At 50.3% G+C, this 18,807-nt stretch carries 12 protein-coding genes; 10 read left to right on the forward strand and 2 right to left on the reverse strand.

Going from position 1 to position 18,807, the window contains the following annotated elements:
• Nucleotides 1-61 precede the first annotated feature (61 nt).
• The 7 genes from J2Z66_RS10315 to J2Z66_RS10345 all read left to right on the forward strand — a co-directional run bounded on the left by J2Z66_RS10315 (nt 62) and on the right by J2Z66_RS10345 (nt 12,626).
• The gene (locus tag J2Z66_RS10315; protein ID WP_209971305.1) at nt 62-5,818 is read left to right on the forward strand and encodes an S-layer homology domain-containing protein; all 5,757 of its coding nucleotides are present in this window, start codon (nt 62-64) and stop codon (nt 5,816-5,818) included.
• 138 nt (nt 5,819-5,956) lie between these two features.
• Nucleotides 5,957-7,195 carry a DegT/DnrJ/EryC1/StrS family aminotransferase gene (locus J2Z66_RS10320; RefSeq protein ID WP_209971306.1) on the forward strand — a complete coding sequence of 413 codons (1,239 nt, stop codon included), beginning with the start codon at nt 5,957-5,959 and terminating at the stop codon, nt 7,193-7,195.
• A 36-nt stretch (nt 7,196-7,231) separates the two neighbouring features.
• Nucleotides 7,232-8,923 (forward strand): polysaccharide deacetylase family protein, encoded by a 1,692-nt coding sequence (locus J2Z66_RS10325; protein ID WP_209971307.1) that lies wholly within the window; start codon nt 7,232-7,234, stop codon nt 8,921-8,923.
• Between the two features lie 349 nt (nt 8,924-9,272).
• Nucleotides 9,273-10,742 (forward strand): sensor histidine kinase, encoded by a 1,470-nt coding sequence (locus tag J2Z66_RS10330; RefSeq protein ID WP_209971308.1) that lies wholly within the window; start codon nt 9,273-9,275, stop codon nt 10,740-10,742.
• Complete coding sequence (locus J2Z66_RS10335) at nt 10,739-11,431, forward strand: response regulator transcription factor (protein WP_209971309.1); 693 nt, start codon at nt 10,739-10,741, stop codon at nt 11,429-11,431. The genes J2Z66_RS10330 and J2Z66_RS10335 overlap by 4 nt, the downstream gene beginning before the upstream one ends.
• Nucleotides 11,432-11,511: 80 nt before the next feature.
• The gene (locus J2Z66_RS10340; protein WP_312894481.1) at nt 11,512-12,045 is read left to right on the forward strand and encodes a hypothetical protein; all 534 of its coding nucleotides are present in this window, start codon (nt 11,512-11,514) and stop codon (nt 12,043-12,045) included.
• Between the two features lie 29 nt (nt 12,046-12,074).
• Nucleotides 12,075-12,626 carry a DUF6220 domain-containing protein gene (locus tag J2Z66_RS10345; protein ID WP_209971310.1) on the forward strand — a complete coding sequence of 184 codons (552 nt, stop codon included), beginning with the start codon at nt 12,075-12,077 and terminating at the stop codon, nt 12,624-12,626.
• A gap of 54 nt (nt 12,627-12,680) precedes the next feature.
• On the opposite strand, the gene J2Z66_RS10350 is transcribed toward J2Z66_RS10345, so the two are convergent.
• Together J2Z66_RS10350 and J2Z66_RS10355 are read right to left on the reverse strand one after the other, a co-directional pair.
• Nucleotides 12,681-13,475, reverse strand: coding sequence for an AraC family transcriptional regulator (locus J2Z66_RS10350; RefSeq protein ID WP_209971311.1), 795 nt, complete (start codon nt 13,473-13,475; stop codon nt 12,681-12,683).
• 201 nt (nt 13,476-13,676) lie between these two features.
• A complete protein-coding gene (locus tag J2Z66_RS10355) occupies nt 13,677-14,582 on the reverse strand; it encodes a phytanoyl-CoA dioxygenase family protein (protein WP_209971312.1) in 906 nt (301 codons plus the stop codon).
• A 263-nt stretch (nt 14,583-14,845) separates the two neighbouring features.
• Between J2Z66_RS10355 and J2Z66_RS10360 the strand changes: the two genes are divergently transcribed.
• The 3 genes from J2Z66_RS10360 (at nt 14,846) to fdhD (ending at nt 18,694) form a co-directional block, all read left to right on the forward strand.
• Nucleotides 14,846-15,208 carry a Na-translocating system protein MpsC family protein gene (locus J2Z66_RS10360; RefSeq protein ID WP_209971313.1) on the forward strand — a complete coding sequence of 121 codons (363 nt, stop codon included), beginning with the start codon at nt 14,846-14,848 and terminating at the stop codon, nt 15,206-15,208.
• A 212-nt stretch (nt 15,209-15,420) separates the two neighbouring features.
• The gene (locus J2Z66_RS10365; protein ID WP_209971431.1) at nt 15,421-17,772 is read left to right on the forward strand and encodes an FdhF/YdeP family oxidoreductase; all 2,352 of its coding nucleotides are present in this window, start codon (nt 15,421-15,423) and stop codon (nt 17,770-17,772) included.
• 91 nt (nt 17,773-17,863) lie between these two features.
• Nucleotides 17,864-18,694 carry a formate dehydrogenase accessory sulfurtransferase FdhD gene (gene fdhD / locus J2Z66_RS10370; RefSeq protein ID WP_209971314.1) on the forward strand — a complete coding sequence of 277 codons (831 nt, stop codon included), beginning with the start codon at nt 17,864-17,866 and terminating at the stop codon, nt 18,692-18,694.
• Nucleotides 18,695-18,807 lie beyond the last annotated feature (113 nt).

Below are 18,807 nucleotides of genomic sequence, written 5' to 3' on the forward strand. Positions count from 1 at the left end.
AGAGCCGGCAGTCAAGGCATAAAGCAATGTATGATCAATGGAAGTAAAGGAGATGAATAATTTGAATTTTGTTAAAAGTAAAAGTTTATTAGTCCGTTTCCTCATCTTGCTGCTCTTTTTTTCTACGTTGTATGGCTTTCCTCCGCAAAAAGCGGCTGCTAATGGAGCCGGACCTACGGGTCCGGAGCTTCTTCCTAATGGGGGCTTCGAGCTGCAAACGAACGGACATCCGGATGAATGGTCACAGTACGATAGCAGTCTATCGGTAATGGTATCGGACGAAGAGGTATACGAGGGCAACTACAGTATCAAGCTAGTGGATCCTTCACCATCAGCCCAGCCCGGCTTGCGAAGCTCCAGTGTTCCGGTTACACCTGGAAGCGCTTATCAGGCCTCTATCTTCGCTTATGTGAACGCTGTAGCTGCTATGCCTGATATGTATCTCGAATTCTGGGATAGCTCCGGCGCACGAATCCAAGTTGAAATTAAAGCAGCTGAAGCCTTAGATGCGTGGCATGAGCTTGTGATACAACAGGTGGCTCCGGCCAATGCGGCTTACGCAACTATTCTGCTTTACGGCAGCTCGGTATATGAAGGCACTACTTATTTGGATCACGCTTCTTTGACGCAAATCCCACAAGTTCTTCTTCCTAATGGCGGATTCGAGCTGCAAACGAGTGGGGTTCCGAATCAATGGGAGCAGCTTGATCCCAGTCTTCCGGTAGCTGTCACGAATGAAAAGGCATACGAGGGAAATTACAGCCTCAAAATAGTGGATCCTTCGCCGTCAGCCCAACTCGGCTTGCGCAGCTCCAGAGTACCGGTTACGCCTGGAGATGCGTATCGGGCCTCCATATTTGCTCATGTGACCTCGGTAACCGGAATGCCTGATGTTTACTTGGAGTTCTGGGATGTTAACGGCGCAAGGATCGGAATTGAAACCAAAACAGCGGAAGCGACAGAAGAGTGGCATGAACTTGTCATTCAGCAAGAGGCTCCGGCGAATGCGGCGTATGCAACTGTTTTGCTTTACGGCAGCTCCGTGTATGAAGGTACCGCTTATTTTGATCAAGCTTCTTTGACTCAAATCCCGCTTACAGAACTGCAACAAATGTCAAATGGCGATTTCGAGAAGGTCAGTGGCGGAACTCCTTCCGGCTGGACGCAGCTGACTCCGTCGGTGCCTGCAGTATCGGTAACGGATATCGTCTACGAAGGTCAGCGCAGCGTGAAGCTGGCGAATCCGACCCATCATGCAATGGGATTGCGCAGTCCTAAAGTTCCGGTCACACCTGGAACGAATTATAAGAGCTCTGTCCAAACCTACATTGTCAACGGAGTTAATGAGATATATGTAGAATTTTGGAACACTGAAGGGAAAAGAATCGCTAATTATATCCAGTCCGGCCCATTGCGCAATCAATGGCAGGAACTGAGTGTGGAAACGGAAGCGCCTGCTGGTGCTGTTTATGTGACCTTGCTGCTGCTTAGCAATGATGCCGGCACTTCTTATTTCGATGCGGCCTCGATTGATCCGATCCCACCGGAACCGGTTCGAACCTTTCCAATAGGAGTAACAAGTCATCCAAGACTGTATTTTACCAGCGCTGATATTCCAGCTTTAAGAGACAACGCTCAGGACACGACCGCCAATCCTTTCGGCCAAACCGGGCAGCAGCTATGGAATGAGGTGAAGCAGAAGGCGGACCTGTATCTCGCCGAAACCGATCATTTTACGATTAACTTTGGCGGTGGAAGTATAGTAACGATTACCCTGCCTCCTACCCAGCCAGGTCCTCTCACCCCGCCGGAGGGATATGCAAGCTATCCTTTCTGGACACAGATATCCAGAGACATTCAGAACCGGCTTGAAACACTGAGCCTCGCTTACGTTATCACCCAAGATAACGCCTATGCGGACAAGGCTAAATCCTATGTCCTGTCCATGACGAATTGGGATACCTGGACGGATCCCGCAGATGAATGTGGTGGGAGCTGCCTGGACACGGTTCACATCACAATGGGCGTGAGCACGGCTTACGATATGCTGTATGATTTGTTCACGCCAGCAGAACGCAGTCAAATTGAAACAGCGCTGGAAAACAAAGCATTAGCCACGCTATTTATTAACACACTGGCGAAGCTCGATAATAATGGACAGATTGTGAAAGCAGCTGCGTTGGCTGCGGGGGCATCCGTACTGCATGGCAGCAATCCGAACACGAATAAATATTTAACGAGAGCCTTCAATTTCATGAAATGGTACTTGGACCAACGGATGCAGTCGGGTCAGAGTGAAGGGTTCTTGTACACCGATTATTCCATTGAAGCACTGGTAAAGGCTGTCGACCAAGTCACTCGCACAACGGGACAAAGTGATCTTATGAATCACCCTTTCTTTAACGATTTTGTTATCCGCTGGGCCAATTACTTTCTTGCTCCGGGTGGAACGGGGACGGCTGCTTTCTCGGATTCCTTGTACAATAATTATTTCCACAACACCATGAATGTGCTAAAGCATTCGTTGAATAATGATTTAGCCGGATGGTACCTGTCCCAAGCTAAACCAGCTTCACTGGAAATCATAAGTAATTTTCTTTACTTCAATGCGGATGGGAATGTGGTGGCCCCGAGCGGCATGCCCACGTCTGCCGTTTTGCCGGAAATCGGCTGGGCGGCTTTAAGATCCGGTTGGGAGAAGGAAGATGTGCTTTTGGCCTTTCAGAGCAACAATTTTTCCGCTGGACATAACCATTTCGACCAGAATAGTTTCCAGATTGCTACTAATGGTTCTTGGATCGCCAGAGACCCTGGTTATCAGGATTTCAGACGGCCCAGCGATCTCAATGACTTTACGGTCCAGATGGGGCACAGCACCATTCAGGTAGACGGGCAGGGACAAAGCTCGCTTGGCGGCGGTACTTTGACACAGGGGATGTTAACGCCAACCTATGACTATGTGAAAGGATCTGCGGCTAAAGCCTATGCGAATCCGAAGCTGGAAAAATATGATCGGCACATCGTCTACATAAAGCCTAATTATTATGTCATGCTGGATGATTTGCAGGCCGATGTTCCCCGGGATTTCGACTGGGTTATGTTTAATGGCCAACTGTTTGATTATCAGATTGACGGGACCACAGCCGTGCCTGGCCAGACCCAATACGGCAATGATCTCTTTGTGCAAAATGGCAGCGCTCAAATCACCGCCAAATTTCTTAGCCCGGATCCATTGCCTATGACATTCTATAAATTCAACGGAGCTGAGAATTATGGCTATTCGGTCAAGGTTGGCAGCGGCGATGAGAAATTAACCGATCACCGTTTCTTGACGGTCATGAAGGCGGGGCCGTTCGTTAGCAGTTATTATCAGGCCGAGGAAATGCTGCCGGCTATGACCACATCGGCATCCAGTTATCCGATCCTTACGGAAGTAGGGACGCGGTTCATACGGTTTAACATGAGTCAGGTTGGCGATTACACGGAATATCAAGTTAACGTGGATGAAGAAGGGGATTATCAATTTTCTACTACGTTTATAGACAATCCAAACTTTGGGAATGTTCAAGTGTTCGTGGACGGCCAGCCGATCGGCAGCTCGGTCAATGCCGGCAGCTTTGGATATTTGCCGAAGCTATACAATCATGGCACCTTGCATTTTACTGCAGGTCAACATACACTGCGCTACGAGGTAATAGGTAAAAACACGGATGAAGCCAGCTATAATTTTGCCATTGACGCCTTCCAGCTCTTGCCTGCCGGAGACGGGGCCATCGATTCGGAGATGCAGATCGATGCCGAACTCCTTCAGGGTACAAATGTGATTGGCGCTCAGATCGAGAGAGGCGATGACAGTACAATATCCGATACAGTCCTGTTCAAGACCGGTGGTTCGAACTATACAGTCGAAGGCATTGCAAGTGATGCGGATCAAGCTGTGATCAGCCAAATGGCTGGCGGGGACTATGCGGCCTATGATATGACAAGGGGAAAGACATTAACGGATAACGGCACCTTGCTGCTGCAAGGATCATCCGCGTTCAACGCAGCTATGTATAAGGATGCAAACACTTCAGCGCTCCAGGGGACTCTTGAATTGAATGCTCCGATGTCAGTAACGCTTCACGCTGCTTCTCTTTCTCAGGTTAGCGTGGACGATAACGTGCTTCTTGCAAATGAATATACGTACGATCTTGTGAACAAGCTTTTGACAGTTACGTTAGCTGCAGGCACACATACGATTGAAGTCAAGCCCCAAAATGTTGATTTGAGCAGCTTGATTGTAAGCAGCGGAGCGTTGAATGAAGCATTTTCAGGATCAAAGACGAGCTACACACAGAGTGTTGCAAACAGTATCACAAGCCTAACGGTGTTGCCTGAGGCAGCGGATGAAACGGCAGCAGTAACTGTAAATGGGACATCTGTTGCAAGTGGGCAGCAGAGCGCAGCCATTGCGCTGAATGTAGGGACCAATGTCATCACGGTGGTTGTAACGGCGGCGGATGAGTCGGCGGCGAAAACCTACACCATTACGGTGACGCGGGCCGGAGCCCCGAACGGTGGTGATCATGGAAGTACTAACAGTTATACACAAACGGGCACAACGTCAACGAGTACAAAAACAACAGCGGTGACAGTCAAGCTCAATGGTATGGATATCGAAGTCAAAGAGGCGAAAGAAACTTCTGACCAAGGGACCGTTACGAAATTATCTGTGGGGGCGGACCTAGTGACCAAAGCCTTCTCTAATTCTTCGGTGATTACCCTTGATATCAACAATACGGATCCTGTGGTGAAAGTCGAGCTTCCGGCATCAGCCCTCTTAGATGCGGCAAGCCGGCAGCCAGGTGCTACCGTACAAATCATAGTGGATGGAGCTTCCTACAGTCTCCCTGTCCGTGTGTTACAAGATATGCCTACGGATGCGGTCATCACTGTAACGATAACCAGAGTATCCGGGAAAATAAATGATGCTGTAAATGCCGAAGCCCATAAGCTAGGCTCGCAGCAGCTGCTGGAGCATCCCTTCAATTTCCGTGTGGATATAAACGGCCGGGAATTGACGGATTTTAAAGGGGTATACGTGGCGCGTACGCTGACCTTGAAATCCGCTGTAGATGCTGCGAGAGGAACGGCCGTATGGGTCGATACGAACAATAACCTGCATTTTGTACCATCCGTATTTACAAACAAGGGCAGCGGGTCCGAAGCGACGATCTATTCCCCGCATAACAGCGTGTACACCGTCATCCAGTCCGATAAAACCTTTGCCGACCTGAACGGTCACTGGGCCATGGCAGATGTGGAAATGCTCGCTAACAAGCTTATTGTCAATGGTGTAACTGACAACACGTTCGCGCCGGATAACCGGATTACACGTGCTGAATTTGCGGCACTACTGGTTCGTTCGCTTGGACTTGTTGAAGTAAATGAGGAGACTTCCTATACGGATGTGGCGGCGGGCGATTGGTATGCCGGAGCTGTAAGCACAGCGCAAAAAGCGGGATTGATTAGCGGCTATGAAGATGGAACCTTCCGTCCGAATGCGGGTATTACGCGTGAACAGATGGTGACGATGATCGTACGGGCGCTGAAGCTTGGCGGAAAAGAAGTGCAAGCAGACGTATCGGCACTAGGTAAGTTCAGCGACCGGGACGCTATCGCCGATTGGGCGCAGGACGCAGTGGCTCAAGCTGTTGCAGCCGGTATCATCGAAGGGATCGCTGGCGCGACATTTGCCCCCCAGGAGAATGCGACACGCGCTCAAGGCGCTTCCATGTTGAAGCGGATGCTGCAATATGTACAGTATATCAATTAAGTATTTGTGCAAACGTTACAACGATCTATCTTGAGCAGGGAAATATGAAAGAGTTGTCCATTAGAATTAGGGCGGGAAGCCGTTGTCTTGAATAACGGCTTTCCCTTTCCATAATCGGAAAATAAGGGAGTACGTGCAATGAGCATAGAGAAGCTGGCCATTTTTGGTGGCTCCCCCGTAAAAACAATGCCATTTGGCACTGGAAAACGTTTTGGCGAGGAGGAAGCCAAGGAAGTATTGGAAGCACTTGAACAGAATACACTGTTCTATCATTTTGGCAGCAAGGTCAAACAATTTTTGGCTGATTTTAACGCGATTTACAATTTGCAATACAGTGTCGCAACCTCATCCGGTACAGCAGCCATTCATGTAGCGTTAGGAGCTGCGGGGATAACCGTAGGCGATGAAGTGATTACGAGTCCGGTTACAGACCAGGGTACCTTGATCGGAATTTTATATCAAAATGCAATACCGGTGTTTGCAGATCTGGATCCGCATACCTACAATATGGACCCGATATCGATTGAGTCCAGGATTGCCGGACGCACCAAGGCGATCCTTGTCGTTCATCTCGCCGGAAATCCGGCCGATATGGACAGGATTATGGACATTGCAAGAAGGTATAAGCTGAAAGTTATTGAGGATTGCGCCCAAAGCTATTTAACGGCTTATAAAGGCAGATATGTGGGGACCTTTGGAGATTACGGGTGCTTCAGCACCAACGATTTTAAACATATTTCTACCGGGGATGGCGGGATTGTAACCGTAAATTCCGGTGAGCAGGCTGATTATTATACGACACATGCGTTTGCAGATAAAAACTACCATCGCTTCGGCGGCATGGTATCGCGGGATATAAGCAGCTTGGCGCCAAATTATCGGATGACGGAGCTTCAAGGTGCTGTCGGTATCGCCCAATTGAAAAAGCTTCATTGGATTTGCGGGCAAAGAGAGCGGTATGGAGAGACGATAACGGCAGGCATACAAGGACTTCCGGGGATTGCTGCGCCGAAAATAACGGAAGGCGGTAAAAGCACCTATTGGTTCTACTTAATGCTTATCAAAGAGGAGGAGCTCACCTGTACGAGGGATGCATTCAGCCAGGCGCTGGAGAAAGAAGGCATTCCGAATGCGCCGGGCTATATTGCGGAAGCCGTTTATATGAACCGGTTGTTCCAGCATCGAACCGCCTATTCCGGAAGCCACTTCCCGTTTGATATTACGGGAATTACTTATAGTGAAGGCCTGTGTCCGGTTGCGGAAGAGATTTTGCGGACTTCTATTTATTTGAACATCAGCGAATTTTACACAGAGCAGGATATCAGCGAGATGATTGCCGGGATCCGGAAGGTGGCTTTGTATTACCAGAACATATAAAAGAGAGCTTTCGAGTCTGGAGAGGAAGTATACAGCATGCAAATAGCAAGAGTTGCTGTCTTATTTGATGAAAGGTATGCCGGGCGATATTGGCTTTATGGCCTGAATACTTTTGAAGCCTATATCGCTGAAATTTTATCTCATGCCGGTATACCGTACGATCAGCTGGATGATGTGAATCAGCTTGAACGGAGCCGGTTCGATGTAGTGATCGTTGCCTTCGTAGAGGAGACGGAGCATACGGCGAGCCTGCTTTGGCGATTCGCGGAGCATGGCGGTATCGTCATTTCATACGCCGGATTAAGCCATATGAGAAAGCGGCTGGGCTGCAGCGAGAAAACACAGCTCACTTATGGCTATGCCAGCTTGCCGGCGAATGCGGAGCCAGCGGATTCGAAGCCGCTGCGTTTCCTGCAGGCAAGGCCATGGCTGATTACCGGGGAGCAAGCTATGGAGGTGGCGGAAGTCGGCGTCCTGCACAAGGATCGGCCGGATGGCGGTCAGATCGGAGCCCCCTTGCTGCAGTTCAAAGTCGGAAGCGGCTGGATTGACCGTTGGTCTGTCAATATTCCTTATACAGTTGTAGGTTTTCAGCAGGGAACAAAGCCGGTTTTTGCCGATGGAATCCCCGCGCCGGATCGAACTGGTGATATTGATGAAGGGATTCTGAAAGCAGATGATGGCTGCGAGATGGATTGGGAGCTGGATCGCCTGTTCACGGAAACCGGGATGCCTTATTATGCTTACCCGTATGCCGATTTATGGCGGGAGGCGGCGATTAGCCATCTGCTGCAGCGGGTGGTTGGCGCAGGTTTGACTCTTCCTTTTGTTGACTATTGGCCTGAAGGCATTCACGCCGTGGCGCTAATTTCCCATGATAGCGACGGCAACGAGGAGGCGCAGGCGGAAAAGCTGCTGGAACTGTTAAAGGAGTGCCAAATCCACACCACCTGGTGCATGCTGGAGCCGGGTTATCGTGACGAGATCTACACGAGAGTGAACGCGGAAGGGCATGAGCTTGCTTTTCACTACAATGCGCTTGACTTGGACAACGGCTTTTGGGATGAGGCGGAGTTTAACCGCCAGTTAAACGGGCTGAAAGAGTCGGCCCCAATCACCGAAGTTTGCTCCAATAAAAATCATTACACCCGTTTCGAGGCTTGGGGCGACCTGTTTGCGTGGTGTGAGCGGGCCGGTATAGCCTGCGATCAGACCCGGGGACCAAGCAAAAAAGGCAATGTCGGTTTTTTGTTCGGCACCTGTCATCCCTATTTTCCGATAACCTGGGGCAGCGATCAGAATCGGCTGTATGATGTGCTGGAATTGGGCTTTCTGACACAGGATCTTGAGCTTCCTTATCTCGCTGACTCTAGCGTCGTCAAGCCGTTCCTGGATCAGGCGTACCGCGTGCAAGGAGTAGCCCACTTTTTGTTTCATCAGCAATATATGGGTGAGCCTAAAGTAACCGCCGCTCTGCGTAATCTCGTGACAGAAGCGAGGAAACAAGGGTTTGTATTCTGGACGAGCAAGCAGATTAACGACTGGGAAAGAGCCAGAAGAACAGTGAAGATGGATGGTATAAACGATCAGGGTGAGGTGAAGCTTTCGGGTGACCCTGCGGCTCAAGGAGCCGTTGTTTGGATTCCTGTTGTACATATGGATGGCAGCAATGTGCAAAGCCAGAGCAAATTCGGTGTTAACTGTGTGAAACAGCTATTTGGAGAATGAACAAAATGACACAGTTGGTGTTCATCTTTTAAAGCGCGAGATAATTCTTTTACGCAGTAATACCCTGCTGAGCTCTGTTGAAAGTGCATAGTTGTAAAAAGATAGAATAGGCCCTAGGCCCATGCGTGAGCTGCGTGGGTCTATTTTGTCGTGTAAGGGAAGCATAACGCGGTTTCTCCCTACTTATTTATACTTTTTTTAGAATTGATTTAGAGAAGGTTTAGACTTGGGAGTTATGATGAAAAAGAAGAGGCTTCGGCCAGTTTTGTTTTGGAGGTGAAGGTATCAAGGATTTTGCGGCCGATTAGCTATCAGAGGTGTATAAGGATTGCCCTGAGGAGAAATGTCTATGTCCATAAAGACGAGATTGCTGTTATCCTATATGGCCATGACCATCATACCTGCCATCTTATGCGTGTTGACCGCAGTCGCGCTTTTCCCGGTATTGATGAAGGATAAAGCCGATGACGGGGGCCGGAAGGGGGTGCCAGTCTTCTGGGCTGCGTCTTCAGAACGGGAAGAACTGATAGCCGGAATAAAGTTTATGGCACGGGAAGATCCCACACGGTTCACGGACATCCATTTTTTGCAGAAAACGGATAAGCAATTAAATGATCTCAAAGCAGGACTCGTTGTTAGACTCGATAACCGGATCACTTTCGCCTCTTCTTATGTGAATAGTTCCGATCTTGATACCCAGCTTGAAAGGAAAACGGCGGATCAAGGGCAGAACCATTGGGGAGGCGTTAAAATCAACGATCGTTTCTCAGTGGTCCAGTATGATATTTCCATTAGCGGTCAACACACAGGTAAGGTGTATGTGCTTTCGGATGCGAGTCTGTTCAAAAGCGCAAGAATTTTTTTTCCGCTCATCCTTTTGTCACTGCTGGCTGCCGTTGGGCTCACCAATGGAATTCTGACTTATTTGGTTTCCCGTAATCTGATTAAACCTCTGTATGCTCTGAAGCATGCCGCAGAGCAAATCAAAGCCGGGGATCTGGAGCATAAGGTGAATCTGAATCGTAAAGACGAGATCGGGGATCTGGGTGCTGCATTTGAGGGGATGCGTGTCAGGCTGAACGAGTCGATCCATCTCCAGCTTCAGTATGAGGAGAACCGCAAGGAACTGATATCCAACATTTCCCATGACCTGAAAACACCGATTACCGGTATTAAAGCATGTGTAGAGGGCATTCAGGACGGCATTGCGCCTATAGGTCCGAAGCGGGATAAATATATGGCCATGATTGCCAAAAAAACAGAAGAAATGGATCGCTTAATCGAGGAGCTGTTCTTATTTTCCAAGCTCGATTTGAAACGGCTGCCCTTTAACTTGGAACCAACGGATCTTGCTGCTTATTTACATGATTGTGTTGAAGAACTGCGGCTTGATCCCCGAATAACGGGGATACCGCTGACGTTCTCTTATTCCGGAGCCGGACCGCTTCCCGTTACAGCCGACCGCGAAAAGCTGCATAGAGTGATTATGAATATAATCAATAACAGTTTGAACTATATGGATAAGGCACAGAAGGAAATCAGAATCGAATTAATCGACAGCCATGCTGCGGCAACCGTCATCATCCGGGACAACGGGGCGGGCATTGAAGGAGCGGCGCTTCCTTATATTTTCGACCGTTTCTACAGGGCCGAGCCCTCGAGAAGTAAAGCTACGGGAGGCAGCGGACTGGGCCTTGCGATTGTCAAACAAATCATCGAAGGGCAGGGTGGGCATGTGTGGGCTGAAAGTCAAGTAGGAGAAGGCACGGGCATTTATTTTACATTGAGAAAAATAGGTAATGGCGGTGGGTCTTCATGAAGCGGATACTGATCATTGAGGATGAGCAGGTCATCATGGAAGTGGAAAAGGATTATTTGGAATCTGGCGGCTTTATCGTGGACACTGCGGCCAGCGGTGACATTGGCCTTGAGAAAGCAATCGGGGAGGAGTACGACCTGATTATTCTGGATCTCATGCTGCCACACACGGACGGATTCGAGATCTGCAAGCAGGTTCGTAGGGTAAAGAATATTCCGATCCTGATGGTTTCCGCCAGAAAGGAGGATATCGATAAAATACGGGGTCTGGGACTGGGTGCAGACGATTATATGACCAAGCCGTTCAGTGTGGGCGAGCTTGTTGCCAGGGTGAAAGCGCATCTTGCCCGTTACGACCGCTTAATCAACGATAATCAGTTGAAGCATAGGGACGAAATCAGATTGCGCGGCATATGCATCGATAAACGGTCAAGGAGGGTGCTCGTGAACGAAATGGAGGTAGCGCTCACGTCGAAGGAGTACGATCTGCTGCTTTTCCTGGCGCTGAATCCGAATCGGGTGTTCAGCAAAGATGAACTATTTGCGAAAATTTGGGGGATGGACGCTAATGGCGACACCGCTACCGTGACCGTATATATCAGCAAATTGCGGGAAAAGGTAGAAGCTTATCCTTCCAATCCGCAGTATATAGAGACCATCTGGGGCGTGGGATACCGCTTTAATCTATAAATCTTATAACTCATAACCCATATAACCCATAACTTGTGGCCCAATCGTAAATAAGGGCTCTTAAGTCTACAGGCCGGGAGGTGAAGGAGATAGGTAAACAGAAGCTGAATGCAACCCAAAGGAAGTGGCTGCTGCTCGCTCATCTGTTGTTCTCCGCGATTATGTTCGGGGGAGCGGTTTTTTTTCTAATTTTGAGCATAACAGCGGCCACTACAAGCGATGAAGGCATACTTAAAGCATGTTATACGGGTATGCACGTATTGGCCAAGACTTCTGTCCGGGCTTCGGCGATCGGTGCGCTTATTACCGGGATATTGCTTTCCATGCTGACCTCATGGGGGTTATTTAAATATTACTGGATTATGGCCAAAGAAGGCTTAATGATCATCTCGATCCTGCTGGGGCCAATCAGCATGGAAACTTTGACGCTGAAAGCGGTCACTTTGACATCGGAAGCAGGATTGAGCTCTCTTCATGATCCGGCATTTGCCCTAAACAGCGGGCTGCTTTGGAGTGGAATTATTTTACAAATTGTATCTATAGGGAGTATGTTCGTTATTTCGGTATTTAAGCCGTGGGGTCCGCGCAGACCCAAATCCCGGTCACAAGCTTAGCCAAGCATAGGAGGGAGGGGGTGTAAAGAATGGATAATGAAAAAGGAAGCAGCAGCAATGCCAACAGGAAGGGTGTTGATAGGATGAGTGCAGATGGGGAAAATACGGAAAGGATGAATACGGATAAGATGAATGCTGATAGAAATAATGCCGATGCCAAGGCAAGTGAGCGAAATAATGGATCGGCACGCATCCGCTCGGTACGTTTTGTGTACGGGCTACTGGCTGTAGGTTATCTGATATGTGTAATTGTTCAGGTGTTTTTCGCCGGATTGGGGCTTTTTGTAGAAAATGGGAATTTAGAGCTGCATCGTGTATTTGCAAATTATTTCGAGTTTGGATCGGTTATCATGTTTATCTTGTCATTTTTCGGTCAAATCCGCGGCGGACTTCGCTGGCTGCCTCTCGGTTTATTTGCGCTTACCGCTTTGCAGCATATGACCATTCAGAGCTTTACCGGACTTCTCCCGGCGCTTCATACGGTGGATGCTTTGTTATTGTTTTGGATTTCGCTGCATCTGACGAAACGCTCCTGGTTATGGCTGCTTCTGCGGCAGGACAGGCGAGCAATCAATTTATGACGGAGGGATTAACGGCAGGAGCCGAAGCTGCAGTCGTCCTTTGGCGGCAGACACTCACATATGGTATAGCCGCTGTGACTTCCTCCACTCTGATGGAGCGGTGCCCTCCTGTTTTTTAAACCAGTTGGAGAACGAATGTAGCTGCGAGAAGCCAATGGCTTCAGCGATAGCCTGCATGTCCTTATCTGTGGAGCTAAGCAGCCACTTGGCTTCGGCTAACCGGCAAGCATGCTGAAATTGCTTGGGAGTCATTTGATATACTTTGTGAAAACGCTTGCGCAGCCCTTCTTCGGAGAGCCCGGCCATTACGGCCAAGTCGGAAATAAGAATGCCGTGCTGCAGATGCTTTCGCAGGTAGTCGGCAATATGCGTGATGGAAAGGGCCTGTTCCGTCTTTTGGGAATGCTCGGTGAAAAATAAGAGCAGCACCTGCACCCAGGCCAAATAGGTTTTAACCGGTTTTTTTAAAGACGAGGACATAACCCGGAGCCACTGACGGAATAAGGATTCGTATTGTTCTTTATCCATCTGGGATAAGGTGATAATCTCCGGGCAGTTCTTGCCCTCCAGCAGAGAATTGAATAAGGAGAGATACTCGGCAGGCAGATTGCTGAGCAGCAATACGCCGAAGCGGATCGGAGCGGAAGCATGGAAGGAATGGGGGACATGAGGCGGAATGACCACGGTCTGACCGGCTTCTATGGTGTGCACCTCCCGGTTCCAGCGGAATAAGCCGCGTCCTTCCAGTACGGTAGCCAGTTCAAGGCTTTTGTGCTGAAAAAAACGCGGATCCTCCCAGTCCTTATCATGAGTCCCTATAAAGCTTCTGACTTGAAATGTATCTGCCATGGCGCATCTCCCCGCTTTAGCATCCCATATACGTACTTATATCTTATTACAACTGATTGGGATAGGGAAGTGTGGCCTTTTGGAAAAAAACCGTCTATTCCGCGCCCCACGCCGTTCCCGGAGCACGGGCGCAGCGCTATATGGCAGTGGTCAGCCTGCAGAGCACTGGTACCTTCCATAAGGGGTTGGCTGGTGAGCTTCTTACACGCCCCATTCCTTGCGGGCCTCTTCCATTGATTTCTCCGGTGTTTTGCCCCAGGCATAATGCCCCTTAGGCTTGGCGCCGATCCATCTTTCATCCACAGGCTCAGAGGCAAGCTGATATCTCGTATCCGAACTGATTCTATAGAAGTCGGTCGTATTGTTCAAAGAACTATGCATCATATACATGCCGAAAAGAATGGCGTCGCCTGCGCGGAAGGGTGTTGTCGCCCATTGGCCATGGAATTTGTCCACGATTTCCACCGGGTCCTCACTGAACCAGCCCTTGGCTACGTTATCCCGGTCCACATCAAGCTCCCCGTAGGTTTGTCTGACCTTGTCAAAATCCTGGGAGCCGAGGCACATGGCCAGCGTACCTTTTTCCAGCGAAATATCATCGAAGGGTGTCCATAAGGTATACACGTTTTTGGTGCCGCGTCCCATATACACGACATCATAATGGGCGCCTGTATTGCCGCCTCTGGCGATAGCCCGGGGCCATTTGTAATCGTAAGTGAGACAGGGGCCGCCCAGCAGCTTCTCAAAAAAACTCATAACCCGCGGCCCGTTCACAACTTCAAGAAATTGCGGGAAGTCCTCTTTTAACTCGTCAACGCCTTTTCCCCATATGGCTGATTTATTATCCGCATGAATACGGCCAAGCTCTAGAGGGGAGCCTTCTTCCAGGCGGCCCATGGATTGCAGCTTCCGCAGAAATTCGTTCCTTGCAGCAAGCACCTGCTCGCGGTTATGGAAATCCCGGATCAGCAGGTAGCCGTCCTTCTTAAGTCTAGCCCGCAGCGCTTCCACATTATCCATAATATCGTTGGAGCTGCGCAGCTCCGTTAAATACTTGCTGCCCATCTCTAAAGTTCTTTCACCAATTTGATAGCTTTGTCCATTCATCCTTGTAAAACTCCTTTCATTTGTCATTCGAGTCTGTGTTTCACACCGAGGATTCAAGAGCGATAAATCCGACACCTCAAGCATATAAGAAAGGGGAGGCCCTTGTATTTAGTGAAAATCCAGCGACATTTATTCAAAACCGTACTTACAGGCCAGCAAAACTTGTGAAAACAGAAGAAATAAAGAGCATGCTTATTGTTTTGGCCGCGCTTTCTTGTTAAGATAAAAGTATTCCATCCATGCGTGATGAAGGTGGCCTGCAGGTGAATAAAATAGAAGCTGAATTCAGCAACCTGGTAAAAGCTTACCGCAAACGGCATATGGGTAAAGGACCGGAAAGAGTCCGGACGACCTTTTGCAAGCAGTGGGCAATCTGTGAGATGGAGGGCAATTTATCCCCCATAGAGAAGTTTATCGCGAAGGCCGACGATGGCAGGCAAATGCTCCGTACGGCTCGCACCCAAATGGTCAAGGAAATATACCGGGATCATCCGCCGGCGGAGATGGAAGCGCTGCTTGGAGCGAAGTTCCTGCAGCTGTTTGTCGATATTGATATTGAGCAGGATAGCGGCATTTCCATTTTTGTTTTTGATCAGGATTTAGAGAAAAAGTTTGGCAGCGGGTGACTGCTGGTTTAAATAGTAGTTAACGAGATGCACGTAATACAAAAAAAAAAAAGTGCTGTTGGCACTTGGTAGCGAACCTGCTGGAGACTAACCGCCGTGAAATTTACCCTTATCGGGTCCTTAGGGAACCGTGGGGTGGATTTGCGGTGGTTTTTTTATTGGCTGTAAGTCCGTCAGGAGATATACCCGAATGGAAAAGGGAGATGAATGAAATGGGAGCAACGAAGCACACGGGACCCGTAAAGCTGCCCGGCAAGCCTGATCCGAAGCTGTGGGTGAGCGCTATGCCTTTTGGACTGGGTAAAATCAAGCCTCATCATATTAGGGAGACCGCGAAGATTGTTTGGCAGAATCGCGATAATTTGCCTTACGCATACCGCATTCTGACTCAAGGGGTGTGTGATGGCTGTGCGCTGGGCGTTTCTGGTTTGTATGATCAGACGCTGGCCGGTCCGCATTTATGTACTACCCGTCTGAATGTGCTGCGGCTAAACACAATGCCGGCAATTGAAGAGAAGTTGCTGCATGCAGATATAGAGGAGCTGCGGCGCATGGACAGCACAGAGCTGAGGAAGCTGGGACGGATTCCGTATCCGCTGATCCGCAGGAAGGGAGAGACGCGCTTCAGCCGCATTTCATGGGATGAAGCGCTGGATTATACAGCTCGTAAGATCCAGGCGATTGATCCGAAGCAGCTTGCTTTCTATTTAACAGCGCGCGGCATTACGAATGAATCGTATTATGCTGCTGCCAAGGTGGCCCGCTTTCTGGGGACGAATAACATTGATAATGCATCCCGCATCTGCCACTCTCCGTCGAAGACGGCGCTGAAGCGCTCCATAGGAGTGGGCGCCTCGACCTGCAATTACAAGGACTGGATCGGTACCGATGTGCTTGTGTTCTGGGGCAGTGTGGCGGCGAATAATCAGCCGGTATCGACCAAATATATGTACGCGGCGAAGCGCAAGGGGACGAAAATCATTGTCATCAATCCGTACTCCGAGCCATCGATGGAACAGTACTGGATTCCTTCCATCGCCGAATCGGCGCTATTCGGCACAAAGCTTGCTGACGATGTGTACCAGGTGAACATCGGTGGCGATATTGCCTTCATGAACGGCGTCATGAAGCATTGGTTTGCCATGGAGGAGCAGATTCCCGGCTCCGCCATCGACCACGCGTTCGTGCAGGCGCACACGAACGGCTTCGAGACGCTGCGTGCCCACGTCACGCAGCAGGAATGGACGACGCTGGAGCAGTCGTCCGGGCTCACACGCGAACGCATGCGCGAGTTCGCGGAGCTGCTGGCGGTTGCCGGCAGCGCGGTGTTCGTGTGGAGCATGGGGCTCACACAGCACCGCCACGGCACGGACAACATCTCGCAGGTGGCGAATCTCGCCCTCCTGCGGGGCTTTCTCGGCCGCGAGCACTGCGGGCTGATGCCCATCCGCGGCCATAGCGGGGTGCAGGGCTCCGGCGAAATGGGCGCCGATCCCTTCAGCCTGCCCGGCGGCGAGTTCTACGGCGCCGACATCGAGCGCGTGCAGCAGCTCTGGGGCTTCGAGCTGCCGCGCTGGCAGGGTGACATTGTTGGTGTCACCCTGGAGAATGCTCTCCTGCCGGAGGAGCAGGAGCGCAAGCTCCGCCTGTTCTACACCTCCGGCGGCAACTTCCTCGAGACGATGCCGGACCCGGAATTCGTCCGGCGCTGCCTGGAGAGCATAGATGTCCGGGTGCACCAGGACATCATCCTGAACACGTCCACCTTGGCGGATGCGCAGGAGGCCGTAATTGTGCTGCCGGCGATGACGCGCTACGAGCAGCCGGGGGGCGGCACCTCCACCTCCACGGAGCGGATGGTGTATTTCTCGCCGGAAATCGACGGCCCGCGCATTGGCGAAGCCCGTGCGGAGTGGGAGATTTACGCCGATCTGGCGCGGCGCGTGAAGCCGCAGGCGGCGCAGCTGGTAGGGCTGGGCAGCTCGCAGGAGGTGCGCGGCGAAATCGCCAGGCTGGCCCCGAATTATGAGGGCGTCCAGCACCTGAAGGACCGCGGCGATGTGTTCCAGTGGGGCGGCGCGTGGCTGTGCGAGGGCGGTCATTGTCCGACGCCAACCGGCCAGGGCTCGCTGATTCCGATAGAGCTGCCCGAGCTGCGCAAGCCGGAGGGTCATTTCTATGTCACCACCCGCCGGGGCAAACAGTTCAATTCGATGATCTATAGTGAGACAGATCCCTTTAATGAAGCGGACCGCTATGATGCACTGTTGAACGAAGCTGATGCCCGTGCCCTTGCTTTATCCGAGGGTGAAGCAATTGTTATCTATAACAGCTACGGCAGCTTTCATGCACGCGTGAAGCTAGCACCTTTGAAGGAAGGGAATATCGAAGTCCACTGGCCGGAAGGCAATGTGCTTATTCCCAAAGGGGTATACGAGAAATATGCGGGAATTCCCGAGTACAATACAAGCGTTATTGTTGAGAAGGCGGACACTTACCATGCCCTCAAGGATACAAGATATGTAGAGAAAAGAATCCAGGAGCTGGAGACGGAAGTGGAATGAAGGATGAAAGATGAAGGATGATGAAGCTTTCAGTTCGGACACAGATGAACATTTAGATGAATATATGTAAAACAACCGGAGGTGAGAGAGGATGAAATGGGAGGGGGAAGAAGCTGAAATTACCGCTCCATGGAGCGTGTTTAAATATGATGGGCAGCAGCTTGGTGCCAGCGAGGAGGAAATTGCCTGCGAGTATCCCCTTACTTTGAAAGTGGATGGCGAAGAGCTGGCTACCATTGTTTGTACACCAAGCGATTTGGAGGACATGGTCATTGGCTTTCTGGCGTCTGAAGGAGTGATCCGCTCCGCCGCTCAGGTTGAATCGCTTGCCTTTGATAAGGAACGGGGCTTCGCTGCTGTTAAGCTGCGCAATAAGCATGAGCTCAGTGAAGCGATGGTATCGAAGCGTATTATTGGCTCCTGCTGCGGGATGAGCAGGCAGTTTTATTTTCATAATGATGCCCGTACGGCAAAAACAATTTTGACCAGTCTGCAAATTTCCGTAAATCAGTGCTTTGCTTTGATGAGGGAGCTTCAGCAGCAATCGGACGACTTCCGCCGCACAGGAGGAGTTCACAACGCAGCATTGTGTACGGTAGATGAGCTGATAGTTTCCCGTACCGATATCGGAAGGCATAATGCATTGGACAAAATATATGGACACTGCTTGCGGCAGCGTCTTTCCCTGCGCGATAAGCTGCTGGCTTTCAGCGGAAGAGTATCCTCGGAGGTGGCGCTCAAAGCAGCCAAAATCGGGGTAGGCCTGCTGTTATCCAAGTCGGCCCCGACCGACCTGGCACTGCGTTTGGCCCATGATTTGGGCATAACGATCGTCGGTTTTATCCGCGGCTCCCAGCTTAACGTTTACACGCATCCGAAGCGGATTACAGAATGGACAGACGGCACGATCACGACGCTGTGAATGCAGGGGATTGTCGAAGAATAATGTCGAAAATTTATGATTGTTCCAATTGGTAGAATGTGTTAAGTTTTACTAGTGTCAAGCTGAAGCTGCACATATATACCAAGAGAGGA

The sequence above is a fragment of the Paenibacillus eucommiae genome, from assembly GCF_017874215.1.
Taxonomy (GTDB): Bacteria; Bacillota; Bacilli; order Paenibacillales; family NBRC-103111; genus Paenibacillus_AI; species Paenibacillus_AI eucommiae.